General features: G+C 32.6%; 17 protein-coding genes and 1 tRNA gene. 11 read left to right on the top strand and 7 right to left on the bottom strand.

What is annotated here, in order from left to right; all coding sequences use genetic code 11:
• Complete coding sequence (locus tag ACVCZW_RS16830; protein WP_452230853.1) at positions 1-1,275, bottom strand: ribonucleotide-diphosphate reductase subunit beta; 1,275 nt, start codon at positions 1,273-1,275, stop codon at positions 1-3.
• Positions 1,276-1,985: 710 nt separating this feature from the next.
• Between ACVCZW_RS16830 and ACVCZW_RS16825 the strand changes: the two genes are divergently transcribed.
• Together ACVCZW_RS16825 and ACVCZW_RS16820 are read left to right on the top strand one after the other, a co-directional pair.
• Positions 1,986-2,726 carry a LytR/AlgR family response regulator transcription factor gene (locus ACVCZW_RS16825; protein WP_452232975.1) on the top strand — a complete coding sequence of 247 codons (741 nt, stop codon included), beginning with the start codon at positions 1,986-1,988 and terminating at the stop codon, positions 2,724-2,726.
• 3 nt (positions 2,727-2,729) lie between these two features.
• On the top strand, positions 2,730-4,697 hold the full coding sequence (locus ACVCZW_RS16820; RefSeq protein WP_452232974.1) for a tetratricopeptide repeat protein: 1,968 nt from the start codon (positions 2,730-2,732) through the stop codon (positions 4,695-4,697).
• A 12-nt stretch (positions 4,698-4,709) separates the two neighbouring features.
• Here the strand turns inward: ACVCZW_RS16820 and ACVCZW_RS16815 are convergent, their stop codons facing one another.
• Positions 4,710-5,279, bottom strand: coding sequence for a DUF3109 family protein (locus tag ACVCZW_RS16815; protein ID WP_452230850.1), 570 nt, complete (start codon positions 5,277-5,279; stop codon positions 4,710-4,712).
• 287 nt (positions 5,280-5,566) lie between these two features.
• Here ACVCZW_RS16815 and ACVCZW_RS16810 point away from each other — a divergent pair, with 287 nt between their 5' ends.
• The 3 genes from ACVCZW_RS16810 (at position 5,567) to ACVCZW_RS16800 (ending at position 7,040) form a co-directional block, all read left to right on the top strand.
• Positions 5,567-6,148, top strand: coding sequence for a MarC family protein (locus ACVCZW_RS16810; protein ID WP_452232973.1), 582 nt, complete (start codon positions 5,567-5,569; stop codon positions 6,146-6,148).
• A gap of 86 nt (positions 6,149-6,234) precedes the next feature.
• Complete coding sequence (locus ACVCZW_RS16805; protein WP_452230848.1) at positions 6,235-6,438, top strand: hypothetical protein; 204 nt, start codon at positions 6,235-6,237, stop codon at positions 6,436-6,438.
• A complete protein-coding gene (locus tag ACVCZW_RS16800) occupies positions 6,438-7,040 on the top strand; it encodes an FAD-dependent oxidoreductase (protein WP_452232972.1) in 603 nt (200 codons plus the stop codon). Before ACVCZW_RS16805 ends, ACVCZW_RS16800 begins: the two co-directional genes overlap by 1 nt.
• On the opposite strand, the gene ACVCZW_RS16795 is transcribed toward ACVCZW_RS16800, so the two are convergent.
• From ACVCZW_RS16795 to ACVCZW_RS16780, 4 genes are all read right to left on the bottom strand, one after another.
• Positions 7,041-8,630 (bottom strand): S41 family peptidase, encoded by a 1,590-nt coding sequence (locus ACVCZW_RS16795; RefSeq protein WP_452232971.1) that lies wholly within the window; start codon positions 8,628-8,630, stop codon positions 7,041-7,043.
• Complete coding sequence (locus ACVCZW_RS16790) at positions 8,630-9,061, bottom strand: deoxycytidylate deaminase (protein ID WP_452230845.1); 432 nt, start codon at positions 9,059-9,061, stop codon at positions 8,630-8,632. Before ACVCZW_RS16790 ends, ACVCZW_RS16795 begins: the two co-directional genes overlap by 1 nt.
• 128 nt (positions 9,062-9,189) lie before the next feature.
• Entirely contained in the window at positions 9,190-9,777 is a 588-nt protein-coding gene (locus ACVCZW_RS16785; RefSeq protein WP_452230844.1) for a HupE/UreJ family protein, read from the bottom strand.
• A 73-nt stretch (positions 9,778-9,850) separates the two neighbouring features.
• Positions 9,851-9,930 (bottom strand) — tRNA-Leu (locus tag ACVCZW_RS16780).
• A 144-nt stretch (positions 9,931-10,074) separates the two neighbouring features.
• On the opposite strand from ACVCZW_RS16780, the gene ACVCZW_RS16775 reads away from it, so the two are divergent.
• The 3 genes from ACVCZW_RS16775 to pth all read left to right on the top strand — a co-directional run bounded on the left by ACVCZW_RS16775 (position 10,075) and on the right by pth (position 12,377).
• Positions 10,075-11,016, top strand: a complete 942-nt coding sequence (locus ACVCZW_RS16775) for a ribose-phosphate pyrophosphokinase (RefSeq protein WP_452230843.1) — start codon at positions 10,075-10,077, stop codon at positions 11,014-11,016.
• A gap of 26 nt (positions 11,017-11,042) precedes the next feature.
• Positions 11,043-11,660: a 50S ribosomal protein L25/general stress protein Ctc gene (locus ACVCZW_RS16770; protein ID WP_452230842.1), complete on the top strand. Its 618-nt coding sequence runs from the start codon at positions 11,043-11,045 to the stop codon at positions 11,658-11,660.
• Positions 11,661-11,741: 81 nt separating this feature from the next.
• A complete protein-coding gene (gene pth / locus ACVCZW_RS16765; RefSeq protein WP_452232970.1) occupies positions 11,742-12,377 on the top strand; it encodes an aminoacyl-tRNA hydrolase in 636 nt (211 codons plus the stop codon).
• Between the two features lie 48 nt (positions 12,378-12,425).
• Here the strand turns inward: pth and ACVCZW_RS16760 are convergent, their stop codons facing one another.
• Positions 12,426-15,140, bottom strand: a complete 2,715-nt coding sequence (locus ACVCZW_RS16760; protein WP_452232969.1) for a T9SS type A sorting domain-containing protein — start codon at positions 15,138-15,140, stop codon at positions 12,426-12,428.
• 320 nt (positions 15,141-15,460) lie between these two features.
• On the opposite strand from ACVCZW_RS16760, the gene ACVCZW_RS16755 reads away from it, so the two are divergent.
• The 3 genes from ACVCZW_RS16755 to ACVCZW_RS16745 all read left to right on the top strand — a co-directional run bounded on the left by ACVCZW_RS16755 (position 15,461) and on the right by ACVCZW_RS16745 (position 20,688).
• Positions 15,461-18,352 carry a choice-of-anchor J domain-containing protein gene (locus ACVCZW_RS16755; RefSeq protein ID WP_452232968.1) on the top strand — a complete coding sequence of 964 codons (2,892 nt, stop codon included), beginning with the start codon at positions 15,461-15,463 and terminating at the stop codon, positions 18,350-18,352.
• Between the two features lie 82 nt (positions 18,353-18,434).
• A complete protein-coding gene (locus tag ACVCZW_RS16750; protein ID WP_452232967.1) occupies positions 18,435-19,373 on the top strand; it encodes a bifunctional riboflavin kinase/FAD synthetase in 939 nt (312 codons plus the stop codon).
• Positions 19,363-20,688: an HTTM domain-containing protein gene (locus ACVCZW_RS16745; RefSeq protein ID WP_452231169.1), complete on the top strand. Its 1,326-nt coding sequence runs from the start codon at positions 19,363-19,365 to the stop codon at positions 20,686-20,688. Before ACVCZW_RS16750 ends, ACVCZW_RS16745 begins: the two co-directional genes overlap by 11 nt.
• The last annotated feature ends 30 nt before the right edge of the window (positions 20,689-20,718 follow it).

Here is a 20,718-nt window from a genome sequence, read left to right as displayed (position 1 = left end):
TTAAAATAGGTCGTCGCTAGTTATACTTTTTGTTCTTTTACTATAGTTTATAGATCTTTTCACGAAGAAATCTCCATGTTTTGTTCCTATAATTTCGTCGTCAAACCATTCGGTTTTTTCCACTAATTTTTGATCAATTTCAAATACTTTTTCAATTCCAATACTTTCTAAAGAGTTATTAAAACGATTTTTAATAAACTCATTAATCACATTTTTTGGCAAGAATTCTAATTCTCCTGCTTCAAAAATCCAGTCTATAATTTTACTTTCAGAATCAAAAGCTTCTTTACATAATTCTTGTACTTGTTTTGCATGTGCTGCATCAAACCAAGTTGGATTTTCACTTTTAATAATTTTAATAATATCGATTCCGAAATCCCCGTGAATCTGTTCCTCTTTAGAGGTTGCTTCCACAACATTAGAAACTCCTTTAAGCATGTTTTTATGCTTATTGAATGCCATAATTATTAAAAACTGAGAAAATAAAGACACGTGTTCTATAAACAGAGAGAATAACAAAATAGATTCTGCATATTCTTTATTGTCTTCACTTTTAGAGTTTTTTAAAGCCATCTCTAAATAATGCACACGACGCATAATTACTGGCTTATTCTTAATGTTTTTAAACTCGTTGTTAAGTCCTAAAATCTCTAATAAATGCGAATATGCATCCTGGTGACGTACTTCACTTTCAGCAAAAGTTGCTCCTACCGAACCAATCTCTGGTTTTGGTAATTTATTATAGATTTCTCCCCAAAAGTTCTTCACTGCAACTTCGATTTGAGAAATGGCTAGCATGGTATTTTTAATAGCGTTTTGCTCTACAACTGTAAGTCTGGTTTTAAAGTCTTGTATATCACTAGTAAAATTAAATTCCGAGTGAATCCAGTACGAATGTCTAATCGCATCTACATAATCGTTAAGTTCTGGATATTCGTATGGCTTCAGGTTTATACGTTTTTCAAAAATATTTGTTTTTCTATTTCTTGTTTGCTCATCGCGGTACAAAATATAGGCTTTAGCAACATCATGAAATGCGCTTTCCATTAATTTTTCTTCTACAAGATCTTGCACTTGTTCTACCGTTGGCACATATCTATAGTCTTGTTCTTTTCTATCTAATAAAGTTTTTAAAACGTTTACAGAAATGGCATTTGCATCTTCTTTACTACCATTACTCACCGAAAGCATTGCTTTTTCGATGGCATTCGTAATTTTATTTAAAACAAAAGGGCTTGTTTCATAATCCCTTTTAATAATTTGAGTAATCTCCATAATCTTTTAATTAAATAGCTAGTTTGTTATTTGGAATGACATGTATCATTCAAAAACTTAATAATAAATCTGTAAAAACGTGTTATATATTTCCTTTTGTAGGTGTAGAAAAGGAAGCATTCTTCAAAAAAACATAGAAAATCTATTTCGCTTTTTTGCCCTGAACAAAGATTGACAATTGTACTTAAAAAAGAAAGGGTATTCTGCAAACGTTGTCAACAAGTTTTTAACAACCTAGCATTTACCACCTATTTCAAAGGATTTCACTGTATTAATCTAACCTTTTAATAATCAGTACTTTAGGTTTATTAAAGTTTTGTTAACAGCAGTAAAACAAGGGTTTTAAGAATTTTATAAAACAAAAAAAACGAGCGTTTTTCACACTCGTTTTTCTCCCTAAAATAACTAACTGAAATAACTAAAAAAATCAATCAATATAATCCCATAATTTTAGTGTTTCAAAATTATGTAAATCGATTAATAGTAAATTAATATTGATAATTTTTTACAATTAATAGCAATGCTAATATGCTAATTTTATACAAAATTCAGATACACAAATGTATAGTTGGTAAGAAATTTTGTATAGTTGGTAGGAAAAACAACCACAAAACCTAAGTAAACATAAAATTAAGCTTGTTATACAAAAAAAGCAACCAGCTACACATAATAAAGTTATAGCCTCATTTTATATTATTATATTTGATATTATGATAAAAGCAGTTATAGTAGATGATGAACCTAAAGCGATCCAAAGTCTTAGTTGGGAGCTTGGTCACTTCAGTAAAGACATAGAAATTATAGAAACATTCACTAGTCCAGAACTCGCTATATCTTTTTTAAACAAAACGGCAAATACACCAGATTGTCTTTTTTTAGATATACAAATGCCAACTATGGATGGTTTTCAGTTTTTAGAAAAGCTAACCAATAAAGATTTTGCTGTAATAATCACCACTGCTTATGACGAGTACGCCATTAAAGCCATAAAACATGAAGCTATAGATTATTTATTAAAGCCTATAGATTCTGATGACTTAAGTAGCACGATTAAAAAACTTAAAAATTTAAGCACTAAAAATATCAATTACGATAAGTTAGAAGAGTTATTTTATAAATTTAATGAAGAAAACAGTAAACAAAAAATCACTATAAATACGGATGGAAAGCTCATTTTCTTACATGTGGATGATATTATTTTTATTGAATCTGACGGCAATTACAGCACCCTTATCTTAAAAGACAATCAAAAGCTGGTAGTCACAAAAAAATTAAAAGAAGTAGACGCACTATTACCGGATAAAATGTTTTTTAGAATTCATAATTCCTACATTATAAACCTAAACAAAGTAAAAGAGTTTATTAAAACGGAAGGCTATGTGGTTATGCAATCCAACCATAAAATCCCGGTTGCTAGGCAACGTAAACTAGATTTTTTAGACAGACTTTAAGATATGCGAACACTACAACCTAAACCCTTAAAATATTTTAAGCTACTAATCCTTTTATTATTAGTAAATAGCCTGCAAGCGCAACAACCAGAAGTTACTAATTTTAGCGTTCAAGTAGAAAGCATTACCGATAAGAAACCTAATAGCTACCAAGCGCTTTATTCCCTTTTTGATGCGGTTAGCAATGACACAATAAAAATGCGTTATTTATCTAGAAAAAGTAAAGACGCAAACTATCTTGAAGGAGAGAGCTACGCATTAAACATGCTTGGTATCTATTACAGAAACACCTCTAAATACGATAAAGCAATAGCGTTTCATAAGCAAGCACAAGAATTAGCAATAAAAGCTAATAATTTAGAGCTACAAGTAATTAGTTTAAATATGCTTGGTGTTGTAAACAGAAGGTTAGATTTAATTCGTTATGCATTGGAATTTCATAAACAAGCTTTAGATCTTGCCGAAACAGAAAAGAATCCATCTATTACTTTAAAACGAAGTATTGCTGTTTCTAGAAATAGCATGGGAAACATTTATTTAGTATTAAAGCAATATGATTTAGCTTTAATACAATTCCATCAGTCTTTAGAAATTGAAAAATATTTAGACAACAAATTAGGCTTAGCCATTAACTACCAAAACATTGGGTATGTCAAGGAAAGCAAAGGTTTATTAGAAGACGCCCTGGAAGACTACAAAACATCTTTAGATTTCAATAACCAAATAAACTCCGATATTGGCCGCGTAATATGCAACAATAGTATAGGTGTCATCTATATCAAACAAGAAAAGCTAAAAGAAGCACAAACGACACTTACCGCAGCATTAAAAAAAGCATTAGAATTAAACGACCAGTATCATATTGCTCCTGTTTATATTAATTTAGGATGGTTGCAGTTAAAGCAAAATAGATTTGACGCAGCAGAAAACAGTTTAAAAAAAGGATTACAGAAATCTAACGATTACAATTTAGTGACCTCGAAAATTGATGCGTATAAATATCTTTCCGAATTATACGAATTAAAAGGAGACTACAAAAAATCTAACGAATACTACAAAGCACATGTCGCTTTAGACCAAACCGTAACCAACGAAAGAAACCTGCAATATGTAAATGATTTGGTTATTAAATATGAAAGTGAAAAGAAAAGCAATCAGATAAAAGAGCTCGCTAGTGAGAATGAAATTGTAAAACTACGCTTAGCGCAAAACAAAAGAATTCTTTTACTAAGTGTCTTTGGAGCATTATTAACCCTGGGTATTCTGTATGTGTTAAACCGACAAAAAAGTTTAAAAAGCGAAAAGCAAATTATTATGCTAGAGCAGGATATGCTGCGTAATCAAATGAATCCGCATTTTATATTTAACACACTAAATTCTATTAAACTTTACATTATTAATAATGAAAAGGAAAACGCGGTGTACTACTTAAACAAGTTCTCTAAACTTATTCGAAAAATTCTAGTCGCATCTACAGAAAAAGAAATCTCTTTAGCCGAAGAAATAGAGACCATGACACTTTATATGAATATTGAAAATATACGTTTTGATAATGAAATTAAATACAAAATAGACATTGACAAAAATGTAAATACGGAAACAATCAAGGTGCCATCTCTTATTTTACAGCCCTTTTTAGAAAATGCTTTATGGCACGGCTTATCTTCTAAAACAAAAAACAAGGAGATTCATGTACATATTGAAAAACCAAAACACAATGCAGTTTCTATTTACATTACAGATAATGGTATTGGCAGAGTAGCTTCAGAAAAAATTAATAGACAAAAAACATTAAAACGAAAATCTGTTGGTATTTCTATTACCAAAGAACGATTAGAAAATTTTTCTAAACAATTCACAAACGATTATAAACTGGAAATACTAGATTTATACGACCCTAATCATCTAGCAATCGGAACAAAGGTAATTATAGAAATTCCTACGGAAGAAATAAAACTAAAAACAGCTTAACTAATTCTATACTTATTTTTTCATTTTATCAGCAACCTTTTCTAATTCGCTATACCAATCTTCACCAAACTTTCTAATTAAAGCTTGTTTTACAAATTTATAAACAGGAACCTGAAGCTCTGCACCAAGCGTACAGGCGGCATCACAAATCTCCCATTTATCATAATTTACAGCAGAAAACTCCGAATACTCTTTAACTCGAATAGGATATAAATGACAAGATACTGGTTTTTTCCAGTCGATATCGCCTTGATTATATGCTTCTTCAATAGCACAAAGTGCAGTGTTTTTATCATCAAAAATAACATAAGCACAATCTGCACCGTTAATTAATGGCGTTTCTAAATCCCCAAAAGCAGTAACAATAGAAGTACCTTGTCTTTCAATCTCGGCAATACCTTCTTTACGTAAATATGGTTTTACTTTCGGGTAAATATCCTCTAGTATTTTAACTTCCTCTTTATCTAAAGGCGCTCCAGCATCTCCATCTATACAACAAGCACCTTTACATGCAGATAAGTTACACACAAAATCTTTTTGAATAATATCTTCTGAAACTATTGTTCTTCCTAATTGAAACATCTAACTACTTCTCTTTAATTAAATTACGAATTCTAATTATACTTTTTTATTTACCTTTAAATATAAACAAAAACGAAACTATGACTATCTTTAATTTTCCTATATCCTATAAACAAAAAACTATTGCTTACCATTTACAGTAATTTAAAGAAAGATATAGTACCGCAAATATACTAGATATTGCGTCAAAAAAGCTAACAATTAAAGCACATAAAATTTACGATTATTTAATGTTAAGAATCCTTTTTTTATAACGACATTTGCACCGAAATTTAAAAGCTAAAATCATGCAACTTAATTTTAAAGAAATATTTACAGCCTTTATGGTATTATTTGCAGTAATTGATATTATAGGAAACATTCCTGTTATCATTGATTTACGCAAAAAAGTAGGTCATATACAAAGCGGAAAAGCATCCATAATTTCGGGAATAATTATGATTGTCTTTTTGTTTTTAGGTCAGAGTTTATTGTCTTTAATTGGTATCGATGTAAATAGCTTTGCAGTTGCAGGTTCTTTTATCTTATTTTTTATTGCTTTAGAAATGATTTTAGGTATCACATTATATAAAGATGATGGAGTAAGCCCTATAACTGCTTCAGTTTTCCCGTTAGCTTTCCCATTAATTGCAGGACCAGGAAGTTTAACAACCCTGCTTTCTTTGCGCGCAGAGTTTAGAATTGAAAATATTATAGTTGCTGTTTTAGTAAACGTTTTAATTATCTTTATTGTTTTAAAAACCTCTGCAAGAATTGAAAAGCTTATTGGTCAAAACGGAATTAACATCATTAGAAAAGTATTTGGTGTTATTCTTTTAGCTATTGCAGTAAAATTATTTGCACACAATATTAAAGCCCTTTTTATATAACGGAAACAACTCTGCTTGCAGATTTAATCCAATAAAAGGCATTGTATACATATTACCTATAACCAAAAAACAATAACTAAAAACACATGAAAATATTCACCATTATATTTACCATTATAGCTTCAGGTTTAATTATTTTCAACCTGACGCAAATAGATTTCAATGCTCTTTTTGAAGGACAAAGTGTAGTTGCACTAATTACCATTTTCACTTCTCTATGCGCCATTGCTTTATTACAAGTTTTAAGGCTTTCTAAAAAAGTAAACAAACAACTAAAAAACAGAAACTAATGTTTGATGCTCTTATTATTGGTGGTGGAGCAGCAGGAATGTCTTGTGCATTGGTTTTAGGTTCTGCCCAAAACAAAGCCTTTGCTAAAAACAAACGCGTTGGTATTATAATGCATCAAAAGACATCACACTTACAAAATGCATTATTTAATAATGTATTAGGCTTACAGCCAGGAACTACAGGAGCAACTATTTTAGAAGAAGGTAAAGAGCAGCTTAGCTCACAATACCCTCATATTACACAAATAGAAAACGAAAAGGTTTGTGAAATAATTAAAACCAAAACTGGCTTTACGGTTATTACAAACAAAGAAACATATCTTACCAAATGCGTAGTAATTGCCGTTGGGTACACCAATTTAATGACCATAAAAGGACTAGATAATTATATTGAAGCACATCCTAGATCTGCAAAAGATAAAGATAGAATTTGGTTAAAAAACACAGACCATAAAATAGAGGAAGGTTTATATGTTGCAGGATCTTTAGCTGGTTGGCGAAGTCAATTTGCAATTGCTTCTGGTAGTGGCGCACATGTTGCTACCGATATTTTAACCCTTTGGAATAATGGCGCACATACTAAGATACATGATAAGGTTTAGTTAGTTTTCTTCACTCAACTTAATAACTTCTTCAATCATAATATCTTGTTGATTTATAACTTCTTGGTACGTACCTTCCCCAAACAATTGCTCGCCTAAGGCCGCTTTAATTAGCAACTTAATTTCTTCCTTAAAGGTTAAAAAAGTAATATTTCTTTTTAAACGCTCTCTTAAATACTCTTGAAAATCTTGTACCACATCCTCTGTGATTATAAAATCCTTTACAAAATCTTCTTGCGTTAAATTATCATACGCTTCTCTTTGCTTATCTAATTGCTCAAAAACAAAATAATTTAAAAACCCTGTTTGTTGCAAATAGTTAAAGGTGTCATTTTGCATACTTAAATCTAAAGGCACAAATACATCTGGAATAATGCCACCACCACCATACACTACTTTTCCTTTTGGCGTTGTAAACTTAAGAGAATCTGCTACTTCTATTTTTTCTGGATCCAGCAATTCACCGCTATCTATACGTGAAAAATACTCATCGTAATAATCTTTGTTTCCGTTTTTATAAGAACGCTGTATCGACCTTCCAGTTGGTGTGTAATATCTTGAAACGGTTAATCGCACTGCGCTACCATCACCAAGTTGCATTTCGCGTTGCACCAAACCTTTACCATAAGAACGTCTACCAACTATGGTTCCTTTATCATTATCTTGTAGAGCTCCAGCAACTATCTCACTTGCAGATGCAGAATTTTCATCCATAAGCACAAAAACATCTGCTTGTTCAAAATCTCCTTTTTTGGTTGCAAAGCTTTTTTCTATGGTTCCGCGTTTATTTTTGGTAAACAGAATAAGTTTATCGTCTTCTAAAAACTCATCTACAATCTGTTCCGCTATATTTAAAAACCCGCCTGGATTACCTCTTAAATCTAAAGCAATCTGTGTTGCACCAAGCTCTTGAAGTTTTTTTAATTCGGATTTAAATTCTTTAAAAGTAGATTCTGCAAAACGATTTATTTTCACATAGCCTAACGTATTGGTTAACATATACGCTGCATCTACACTAGTAATTGGCACATGATCTCTAGTCACTTCAAAATCTAAGAGTTCAGGTTCTCCTTTTCTGTAAACCTTCAGCTTTACGTCACTATCCATAAGCCCTTTAAGCTTACTTACAATAGTATCATTAGAATAATTTTTCCCAAATAAAGTATCCTTATTAGCAATAAGTATTCTGTCTCCTCCTTGTATTCCTCTTTTTTCACTAGGACCTCCATGAACGGTTCGTATAACCGCAATAGTATCTTTGTAGGTATAAAAACTAATTCCGATACCAACAAAATCTCCTTTCATGTTTTCGCTTACGCGTTGCATGTCCGCTTTAGGAATATACACAGAATGCGGATCTAGGTTTTCCAGAATTCCGTTTACGGTTACATCTACAATGCTATCTGTGTTAACCTCATCTACATATTCATAATCGATATAATCTATAAGTCTGTTTAGTTTATCTTTTTTACTATTTGCCGTAAATAACCTATCTGAAGAATCTGTGAAATTTAATTTTCCGCCTATAAAAATACCAGCTGCAATGGCAACTCCAAGAATTAATGGTAGATATTTTTTTGTGTTATTCATTATGCTTTTAAATCTTCAATTAATTCTAATTTTATGCCTGCTTTTTCTAGGAAACGCAGACCAGAATCGTCTTTGTATGCTTGATTATATACTACTCTTACAATTCCGGATTGGTGTATTAGTTTACTACACTCTTTACATGGAGATAACGTGATATATAACGTTGCTCCTTTGCAGGATTGTGTAGAAGATGCTACTTTTAAAATAGCATTAGCTTCTGCATGTAATACATACCATTTGGTGTATCCTTCCTCATCTTCACAATAGTTTTCAAAACCAGTTGGTGTACCGTTAAAACCATCCGAAATAATCATTCTATCTTTTACTATTAAAGCACCAACTTGTTTACGTTCGCAAGCCGATAGCTTTCCCCATTCTGTTGCAATCCTTAAATACGCTTTATCATATTTAAGCTTCTTCTTTTCTGACATATACTATTTTGAAGTTAGAATGGTTTTACCCTATAAACATTTCATACCAAGAGGTATAACGAAGATACTTGCTTCGTATTTTAATTACAACACTTGTAAGTTAAAGTTTTACCAAACTTTAAGAGCCCTTAAAAGAAATTACTGTGGATAATCATTGGAATTACTAAACCAATGACTACGGCAGAGATTACCATAACCCAATCTCGTTTAGAAAATCTAAAAATAGTTTGCATTAAAAAACCTAGAAATAGCACAACAAAAACGATAATAATTTGCGCTAGCTCTATACCTAGTGCAAACTCTAAAAGTGTTATTAGTTTGTTTTCCGTTCTACCAACCATGATCTTAAACTCTCTTGCAAATCCAAGACCGTGCACTAAACCAAAAAAGAGTGTTGAGAAAAATAGAACGCCAACTTTATCGCTTTTGGCTGTTTTACCAGCAGTAAAAACGTTAAAAACAGCGATAACCAAAATGGTAATAGGAATTAAAAACTCTACCAATTTACCATTTACAGAAACCACATTATAGGCGGCTAATATTAAAGATAATGTATGTCCTAAAGTAAAGATAGACACCAACATTAAAACCCTTTTCCAATCTTTAAAAATATAGGGAACAGCAAGCACTATTAAGAAAAGTACGTGATCATAAGCATTAATGTCTAACACATGGTTTATACCATATTGTACGTTAAACCAGAATTCTTCTAACATAAGTTTAAGTATTTGGGTTGCGTGAAAATATATAATATTAAATAAAAAACCTCAACATTTCTGTTAAGGTTTGTACTCAAGGCGGGAATCGAACCCGCACTCCGGAGAATCGGATTTTGAATCCGACGCGTCTACCAATTCCGCCACTTGAGCAATTTAGTTTTGCAAAACTAATTTATTTTTCTAAATAACCTTTAAAAATTACGTGTAAATGCTGTATAAAATGAAAAAAAACTCTAAATTTGCACCTCAATAAAAATCAGGCGACTTAAAAGCCTAATTAATAATAGATTAATCATGTCAAACACCATTACTGAAGCAAAGATTTTTTCTTGTATGCAAAGTAAAGTATTAGCAAAAAAAATTGCTGACGCCTATGGTACACATTTAGGTAATGTAATTACATCTACTTATAGCGATGGAGAGTTTCAACCATCTTATGAAGAATCTATACGTGGAACCCGCGTTTTTATTATTGGTTCCACAAACCCTGGCCCAGAAAACTTAATGGAAATGTTGTTAATGTTAGATGCTGCTAAACGAGCATCTGCAAGACATATAACCGCAGTTATACCATATTTTGGTTGGGCAAGACAAGACAGAAAAGACAAACCTAGAGTTCCTATTGCTGCAAAATTAGTGGCTAAAATGTTAGAAACTGCTGGAGCGACTAGAATAATCACGATGGATTTGCATGCAGATCAAATACAAGGTTTCTTTGAAAAACCTGTAGATCATTTGTTTGCTTCCACAATATTTTTACCATATTTAAAAGAATTAAATTTAGATAACCTTACTATTGCCTCTCCAGATATGGGAGGTTCTAAAAGAGCATATGCATATTCTAAAGCTTTGGGTAGCGATGTTGTAATATGTTATAAACAACGCGCTAAAGCCAATGTAATTTCACACATGGAACTTATTGGTGATGTTACAGGTAAGAATGTAGTATTAGTGGATGATATGGTAGATACTGCCGGAACATTAACGAAAGCCGCAGATTTAATGATGGAAAGAGGCGCTTTAAGTGTTAGAGCAATTTGTACACATCCTATTTTATCTGGAAATGCTTACGAAAGAATAGAAGCATCTAAACTAGAAGAATTAATAGTAACAGACTCTATTCCTCTTCAAAAAGAAAGTGCTAAAATTAAAGTATTAAGCGCTGCTGATTTATTTGCGGAAGTGATGCAAAACGTACACCACAACAAATCTATTAGCTCAAAATTTTTAATGTAATTAATAATTAATATAAAAACAAAACAATGAAATCGATTACAATCAACGGATCTCAAAGAGAAAGCGTAGGCAAAAAAGCAACAAAAGCTTTACGTAATGCTGGTCAGGTTCCTTGCGTATTATACGGAGGAGACAAACCAGTGCATTTCTCTGCACCAGAATTAGCTTTCTCTAAACTAGTATACACGCCTAATGCGCATACAGTTGTAATTGAGCTTACAGACGGAACAACACTTAATGCAGTATTACAAGACATTCAATTTCACCCAGTAACAGACAGAATTTTACACGTAGATTTCTATCAGTTATTTGATGATAAAGAAATTGCATTAAATATTCCTGTAGAATTAGTAGGAAACTCTAAAGGGGTTAAAAATGGTGGTGTTTTAAGAAAAAACAACCGTAAATTACGTGTAAAAGCGTTACCAGCTAACTTACCTGATTTAATTGAAATAGATATTACTAATTTAAAAATTGGTGATAAAGTATCTGTAGCAGATTTAAATCAAGAGAAATACACTTTATTACACTCAGACAACACCGTAGTTTGTCAAATTAAGACATCTAGAACTGCAGTTGTTGATGATGAAGATGAAGAAGGTGCAGAAGGAGACGCTCCTGCGACGGATGAAGCTCAAGAATAAATTCATTTATTTATACAATTATAAAAGCATTCTGTTTATTCAGGATGCTTTTTTTATTTTTACAAAAAACAAAAATTTTCTATGTGTACATTCTTAACATCTCTTTTCAAAAAAAAGAAGACTACACATAAAGCCGAAGAAATAGATTATATGAAAAAATTTCTAATTGTTGGACTAGGTAATATTGGAGAGAAATACGCGAACACTAGACATAATATTGGTTTTAAAATGCTAGATTATTTAGCCGAAAAAGAAGAGCTACAATTTGAAACTCAAAAACTAGGAGACATTTCTAGCTATAGATTTAAAGGAAGAACATTTATTTTGCTAAAACCAAGTACCTATATGAATTTAAGCGGAAAAGCTATTCTGTATTGGTTAACGAAAGAGAAAATTCCTTTAGAAAATTTACTAGTTATTACCGACGATTTAAACTTACCATTTGGAAGTATTCGAATTAAAACCAAAGGAAGTGATGGAGGTCATAACGGATTAAAAGATACACAAGACAAATTAAACACTACCAAATACAATAGATTTAGATTTGGTATTAGTGATGCTTTTAGTACTGGCAGACAAGTAGATTATGTATTGGGTGAATGGACGGAAGAAGAAGAAAAGAAACTTCCTGAAAGATTAGAAAAAGGAAAAGAAATTATTAAATCTTTTGGTACTGCAGGTATAAATAATACCATGAATACGTTTAACGGAAAATAAAAAAAGGAAGCCAATTGGCTTCCTTTTTTAGTACCTACTATTTTAGTATTATTCAATAAGAATCTTTTTAATAGTTTCTTTCTCTCCATCACTAACTTTCACTAAGTACATTCCAGATTGTACGTTATTCAAATTAATCACTTGATTAAAATCTGCAGTATTCACATATTCCTTATTAAAAACAGAACGTCCTCTAATATCATAAACCTGAACCTTAATATCGTTATTAGAAGCGGAGTTTAATTGTAATGTAAACGCTCCGTTATTTGGGTTCGGAAAGATAGAGAAGGCATCAAAAGCATTTTCATCAATAGATGCTGTAGGGTCTAGACATATTTCTAGAGTCCAAGAACTCAACTCACCACCATCCGCATTATATGCATCTACAAAACCCAAAGTCCAATTACCAGCAGCATCTTCTCCATTAAAAGCAGAAAGCGCTCCGGAAGGAATATATAGCATTCCATCTGTTGGAGGGCAAGGTATCGTTGCTGTAGTTGCATCATCATCAAATCCAAAGTTAAAATTATCTAAGCTACCACAAATTCCAGCAAATAATTCTACAGATGTACCGGCGGGACTAGTTAAAGTAAACGTTAAATCACTAACATAAGTATGCAGCCCAGTAATATTAGGAATATTAATATCCGAAATAATTCCACCACCTGCTATATTAATCACAGACGTATAAGCAAGTCCTGCTCCAGAAGCTGAAATTGCAACCGCTATGTCGTTAGAAACACTTGAGCACGAAGGACAAGCAGCTCCGGAAACTACAGAAATATAATCTGCCATCGTTGCTGTATCATTACCATACGAATTGGTTGCAACTAAAGTCACATCATAAGTACCATTTGCAGCGTAAGTAACCGTTGGGTTTTCATCTGTTGAAGTTGCTGGTATACCACCTTCAAAAGTCCAAGCCCAAGACGTTGCACCTGGAACCGTTTCATCCATAAAGGTTATTGTGTTATTTGTATCTAAACAAATTATTTCATTATTAGCACTAAAAGCCGCAACTGGCGGACCAGGTAAAGCTGGCAATGTATATCCACAATCGGATAAGGAAGTATGAATAGTATTAATTTCTGTTTCAGTATACCCTAAACTGATAGCCGCTTGATAAACAGCAACTGCTGCATCATTTTGCCCGGTTGTACCTGCTGTCATTCCTAAACCTTCCCAGAAAATCTTATCCATTCGCTGACCACCAATTTGATCCCAGATTCCCATCAAGCAAGAAGCCCAAATTTGGCCATCTGTATGAATAGAACCCGTTAATCCGCCTGGATAAATTGCAGTATACGCCGTACTTCTCCCAGTCCAACATTCATTATGTCCATCCCAATTAAATACATAGTCATATTGCGGATCTGTTGAAGCCCAATAACCTAAGCTTCTATTATACGATTGAGCAACATAATCTCCAGTACCTTCACCAAGTCCTTCTGCTCCACTATTTCCTCCAGAAGTAACCCAGTCATGAAGTCCATGACCTAATTCATGATGTATAACATCCGAATCTTCACCATCATCTACACAACCTTCTCCAAATCTTAATTGGCCTGTTACCCCATTATATGAAGATTGATCTTGGCCTCCCCAACCAGAAGGATCAAACTGAACTCCTCCCGTATATTGATAAGGCATCACATCACATCCTAATGTATTATTTATATAATTCATCATAAAATCGATATGGTAATATACATTTACTGCTTCAAAACCATCTTGTTCTCTTGTAAAATTAAAATCGGAAGAATTTTGTGTAAACAAGCCATTAAAAGGCGAATCAAAATCTACTATTTCTGCTCTTGGCCCAACAAGGGAATAGGTACCACCTGTTAATGTAATATCATTTAAAGTCACACTAACTCTTGCCGCATCTAGTTCTGGAGAATCCGCATCATTATTATCTACATAACCACCTCCATAAGCAACCATATTTGAAGACAATGGATCTGGATCAAACACCATACCTGTTCCGCTTACTCTTCTTCGTTCTTCCGATTTTTTAGCTGAAGAATGCAAACAATCTTCATTATGTTTATGTTCTTCATCTTTATAATATTGATTTAAATCAACAACCTTAAATATTTCTTCTGTTTGTGCATCTACAAAAACATGCCATTCTCCTGCTGGATTATTAGTAAGAATGGTTACTTCATTTGCTAAACGAGTCATCTTAGTATTATTATACACCATCCATCTATTGGCTTTATATAAAACAGCACTAGACACATTTAAATAAGCATAAGCCAAATCATAAGCTTTTGTTTCAGAAATACTTGGTGTACCATTAAAAGATTTAATCGACTGATAACTATTCATAACATAAACCACTTTGTTTTCTGGAGAAATAGTAATAGTTATCTCTGCTTTATTTACGGGATAACCATTTAAGTATTGCCTAAAACGAACAACAGATCCTGCATTGGTAGTTCTTGTTGCGTGATGACGTAGGTTCTTAATTTCCTCTTTAGAAAACCCTAGTGTTTTAGATTCATGCTCTAAATAATACAGGGCCATACTTTCAGGCGAACCTTGAGGAACTTCGTAATTTAAACCATAAAGAGCAACAGGTAATCCTGTTTCTATATTAACTCTCTGGTTGTTTTTAATTACAGTCTGAATAGCCTCTTCTTTTTCTAAGCGGATTTCAAAAGATCGTTTTTCTACAGGCTTTTGCGCGAATATGTTTAAGGAAAACATAATTGCTATACATGTAAAAAAAGCAAATTTATATTGCGTAATTTTTTGCATAATTCTGGTTTTTAAATAGTTAAAATTCCTATTAAATATACAAATAAAATAATGATGCTATTGTTTTTTTTATTAAATATATACTTGCCTTTTCACGACTTCATCTCAGAACACACCTTTTTACAGTATTCTTATAGAAGAATACATATTATTTTACCAATAAATAATGTATTATAAGCTTTTATTACAAACCTTAAATAAGGAGTAAACACCTACAAAAGCAAGTGTTAAAGTTTGCTGTTTATTCATTTCAAACACTTCACATAAACATATATTCCGTACTTTTATGGCTATAATCGAATTATTTTAAACTAATAAAAATGAAAAAAATTACTTTTAGTCTTTTAATTTTTCTGCTAGCATCTCAGATTTCTGTGCGTGCTCAAGAACAATCAAAAAGCATAGGATCCAATGCGTCTTCACAGGTGTTTGAACCTACTTCAGCAACCTTAGAGTCTATAAACCAAACAGGTTTTGCAAGATGTTTAACTGTAGAAAACGAAGCATTATTACAACAAAAATATCCAGAACGCTTATCTTCTGAGGAATTTGAATCATGGTTAGCCCCAAAAGTTTTAGCTGTAAAAGCGAACAGAGGAGCAGCGAACAGATCTATTTTTAATATACCAGTAGTTATACATATTATTCATAATGGAGATGCAATAGGAACTGGAGAAAACATTACAGATGCGCAAGCAATTTCTCAAATCACAGTAATGAATGAAGATTACAGAAAACTATCTGGTACTAACGGTGGTGCTGACACTACAGGAGCAGCAGTAGATACTGAAATTAACTTTTGTTTAGCACTCACAGATGAAAATGGTGTCGCTACAACTGGTATTGTAAGACATGTTATTACACCTTATTCTAATGATGTAACAGACGGAGCTGGTGGACCAGATTGGGAAACAAATGCAGATGTACAACAAATGAAAACTACAACCCAATGGGATCCTACAAGATACTTAAACATGTGGGTAATTCGTCCTGGAGGTCTACCAATAAACCAAGGTGGATACGAGGGTCTTTTAGGTTATGCACAATTTCCTAGTAGTTCAGGATTAGCTGGAGCTCCTGCTGGTGGTGCAGATAATACCGATGGTGTTGTTGCTGCATATAATGCTATGGGTACTATAGACCTAGACGACGGAACTTTTATTTTAAACGATCAATACGAACTAGGAAGAACAATGACACACGAGGTTGGACACTGGTTAGGACTACGTCATATTTGGGGGGATAGTGATCCTGACCCTCTAATTGATAATAGTTGTGGTGTTGATGATTATTGTGATGACACACCAAATGCAGGTGCTCCAAATTACAACTGTGTCGAAATTACTAGTTGTGGTTCTGCCGATCAATACCAAAACTATATGGACTATTCTTTTGATTACTGTATGGATACATTCACGCAAGATCAAAAAGACAGAATACAAACGGTAATGACTAATTCTCCTCGTAGAATGGAATTAAATGCATCTACTGCATGTTCTACATCACCAACTATTTATTTTGAATCATCCCCTTCAGGAGATTTAGACGAAGGAAGTGATTGTGGTTACACTGACTATGTAATTGGTTTTAACCTTACAGACGGAGGTTCTGCTAGTGCAACCGTATCTGTTGTAGCATCTGGAACTGCTACAGAGAATGAAGATTTTGTATTACTTAACAACTCCGTAACTTTTGCTTCAGGTTCTACTACTGCAAGTAATGCTGTTACTTTAAGAATACATCAAGATAGTTTTGTAGAAACAGATGAGACTTTAGAACTTTCTATAAATCTTTCTACAACTGGGGATGCAATAGCTACGACTTCAACGAAATCTATTACAATTATTAATGATGATATGGCTGCATCAGCTTCTGGTAATGTCGTATTATTTGAAGATAGCTTTGAAACGTATACAGATTTCGATACTGCACCAATTGGAGATTGGACGATGTTAGATGGGGATGGAAATTCAACTTACGGATCAGAAACAACCACTTGGACAAACACCGGATACACTGGAACATTCATGGTATTTAATCCTAGCCAAACAACTCCTTCTTTAGCAGGAACTATTTGGGATCCGCACACTGGATCTAAAGGATACTATTGTTTTAATGCTACTAATACCCCTAATGGTACTGCTCTTAATGATGATTACATTTTCACTCCTCAAATGTTAAATTTAGGAGCAAATGGAGAGTTAAAACTATGGGTTAAATCGTTAACAGATCAATACGGTTTAGAACGTTTTAAAGTAGGTGTTTCTACAACAGATACAAATCCTACTAGCTTTACTTATCTTTCAACATCTCCTTATGAACAAGCTCCTATAGATTGGACAGAGTACACGTATGACCTATCTGCTTATCAAGGAGAAGACATCTACATAACAATATATGTAGAATCCGCAGATGCTTTTGCATTTATGTTAGATGATATCTCTGTTACTGCAGATGTTACAACTATCATCCAAGAAACAATAAACACGGCAACTGCAGACCAATTAAACCTAACTGGTTCTGGTGAAGCTTTTGCTTTTGATACTACTTCTCAAAACCTAATATTATCTATTGATAATACTGGAGGATTTAATTATGGATGTACAGATGTTTCCGTTTCCAGAGATGTGGCAACTGTTGGTGCAGCTACAACTATGTATGGTACAAATGCAGATCCTACTAGTTTTGTTAGTGCTAAAACGTACGATATTACAACAGCTATAGCTAACACATCGGATTCTTCTACCTTAAAGTTTTACTTTACAGAAGCAGAATTAGCAGGTTGGGAAAATGAAACAGGTAATTCTAGAAACAACCTATTTGTTAAAAAAGAAGGAACCAATGAAGTAGCGCCAGTTAGTGTTGCTGCATTTGGTGCAGATCTTGAATTATCGGCTAGCTTTACAACTGGTTTAACAGGCACTTATGTATTTGGAATTCAAACGGCGTTATCTACTAATTCAGTAATGATAGATTCAGGAGTTTCTATATTCCCTAATCCTTCAAGTAATGTATTAAACATTAAGACAAGCGATAAGAACTTACCAGACGCATATGTAGTTTACAATATGCTAGGTCAAGTTATTATGAATCGTACGATTTCTAACAACGCTGATTTATCTATAAATACTTCAGCTTTAAGTAACGGTATGTACTTTATTAAAATATCTAAAGAAGGAAACACGGTTTCTTTACCTTTTGTAAAAAAATAATACAGTAATACTCTAATTAAAGAAAGAGGATTGATACTATATCAATCCTCTTTTTTTATTTTTGTACAAAACATAAATACAGTTGAAAATAATTGAATCTTTTCAAAACCTAAATTCTCATAAGACCATTGTTACTATTGGTACTTTTGATGGCGTGCATATTGGCCATCGAAAAATAATTGAACGCTTAGTTAATACTGCAAAACAGGAACATTTAAAATCGGTAGTATTAACCTTTTTTCCGCACCCTAGAATGGTATTGCAAAAAGACGCTAATATCAAACTGATAAACACCATTGAAGAAAGATCCCAAATTTTAAACCAATTAGGTATTGACTACTTATGTATAAAAAAGTTTACTAAGGAATTTTCTAGATTATCTGCGGAAGAATTTGTGGCAGACATTCTAGTAAAACAACTGAATATTAAAAAAATCATCATTGGATATGATCATCACTTTGGCAGAAATAGATCTGCTAATATTGAGGATTTAAAAAGGTTTGGAAAAGCATATAATTTTGAAGTCGAAGAAATTTCTGCGCAAGATATAAATGACGTCTCCGTAAGTTCTACAAAAATTAGAACCGCTTTAGAAGAAGGAGATATAGAAACCGCAAATTCCTTTTTAGGTACTAATTTTATGTTCAACGGAAAAGTAACCAAAGGCAAAGGCTTAGGGAAAACTATTAACTTTCCAACGGCAAATATAGCTATCGATGAAGCTTATAAACTAATACCAAAACAAGGCGTTTATGTGGTTCGTTCTACTTACAAAAATCAAAAACTTTTTGGTATGATGAATATTGGCACCAATCCAACCATTAGCGATAATACCAAACAAACCATAGAAGTTCACTTCTTTAAATTTAATGAAAATATTTACGACGAAAATATAACCGTAGAAATTTTAACCAGAATTAGAGACGAACAAAAATTTGAATCGCTTGAAGCATTGAAAAAACAAATAGAACAAGACAAAATAATTGCACTGCAATATATAACTCAAAGTAATATTGAATAAATTTTTATTTAAACATATAGACAACAGTCCGCTAATCGTTTTTAGAATCCTTTTTGGTTTACTATGCTTTCTCGAATCTGTAGGTGCCATTTTTACTGGCTGGGTTTCTAGAGCATTTATAGAACCACAATTCACCTTTACATTTATTGGTTTTGAGTGGCTGCAACCACTTCCAGGAAACGGCATGTATATCTATTATCTAGTCATGGGGATTTTTGGATTCCTAATCATGATTGGCTACAAATACAGACTTAGTACTATTATGTTTACATTAATGTGGACAACCACCTACTTAATGCAAAAAGCATCCTATAATAATCACTACTATTTATTGATTTTATTAAGTGCTATTATGGCATTTCTACCAGCGAATAAATACCATTCTGTCGATGCTAAACTAAACCCTAAAATAAAAAGTAACTCTATGCCACAATGGTGTAGTTGGGTTTTTATATTACAAATGTTTATTGTGTACACCTATGGTTCCATTGCAAAAATATATCCAGATTGGTTAAACGGATCGGTTATGGAAATCTTTATGTCTAGTAAAAAGAACTATATGCTTATAGGTGAGTTTTTACAACAAAAATGGCTACACTATTTTCTTGCCTATGGCGGTATTTTATATGATGGTTTAGTCGTTCCGTTTTTACTTTACAAACCAACTCGAAAATATGCCTTTTTTGGCTCTATATTTTTTCACCTGTTTAACTCTATTGTATTTCAAGTTGGTATTTTTCCATACTTAGCTTTAGGTTTTAGTCTGTTCTTTTTTAATCCGCAAACCATTAAAAACATCTTTTTCAAGAAAAAAGAATTTTATACCGATGCAGAAATAATAGAACCAAAATTCAAAAAACCATTAGTAGCTTTATTCAGTATTTACTTTATCATCCAAATGGCATTACCATTACGACATCACTTTATACAGGACAATGTACTTTGGACAGAAGAAGGACACAAAATGTCATGGCGTATGATGCTTAGATCTAAATCTGCTCATATTAACTTTCAAGTAAAAGACAAAAATGCAAACAAAACAATATTTATTGAACTCGACCAATATTTAAGCAAAAAACAAAAGCGATTAATAAGTACGCATCCAGACGTTATGTGGCAGTTTGCGCAAAGGTTGAAAAAAGAATATGCAGAAAAAGGTCAAGATATTGCCGTTTTGGTTAACTGTAAAGTAAGTGTAAATAGAAGGCCTTATAGTCCATATATAGATTCAGAAGTGGATCTTGCATCTGTTTCCTGGAGTGCTTTTAAACATAGTGAATGGATTTTACCTTCAAAACTAGATAATACCAAATAAACATAACGCGCAATCTAAAGTATTTCTTAT

It is taken from the genome of Lacinutrix sp. MEBiC02595 (assembly GCF_053601555.1).
The sequence above is the reverse complement of the archived record's forward strand: the minus strand, read 5'-3'. Positions and strand labels throughout refer to the sequence as shown.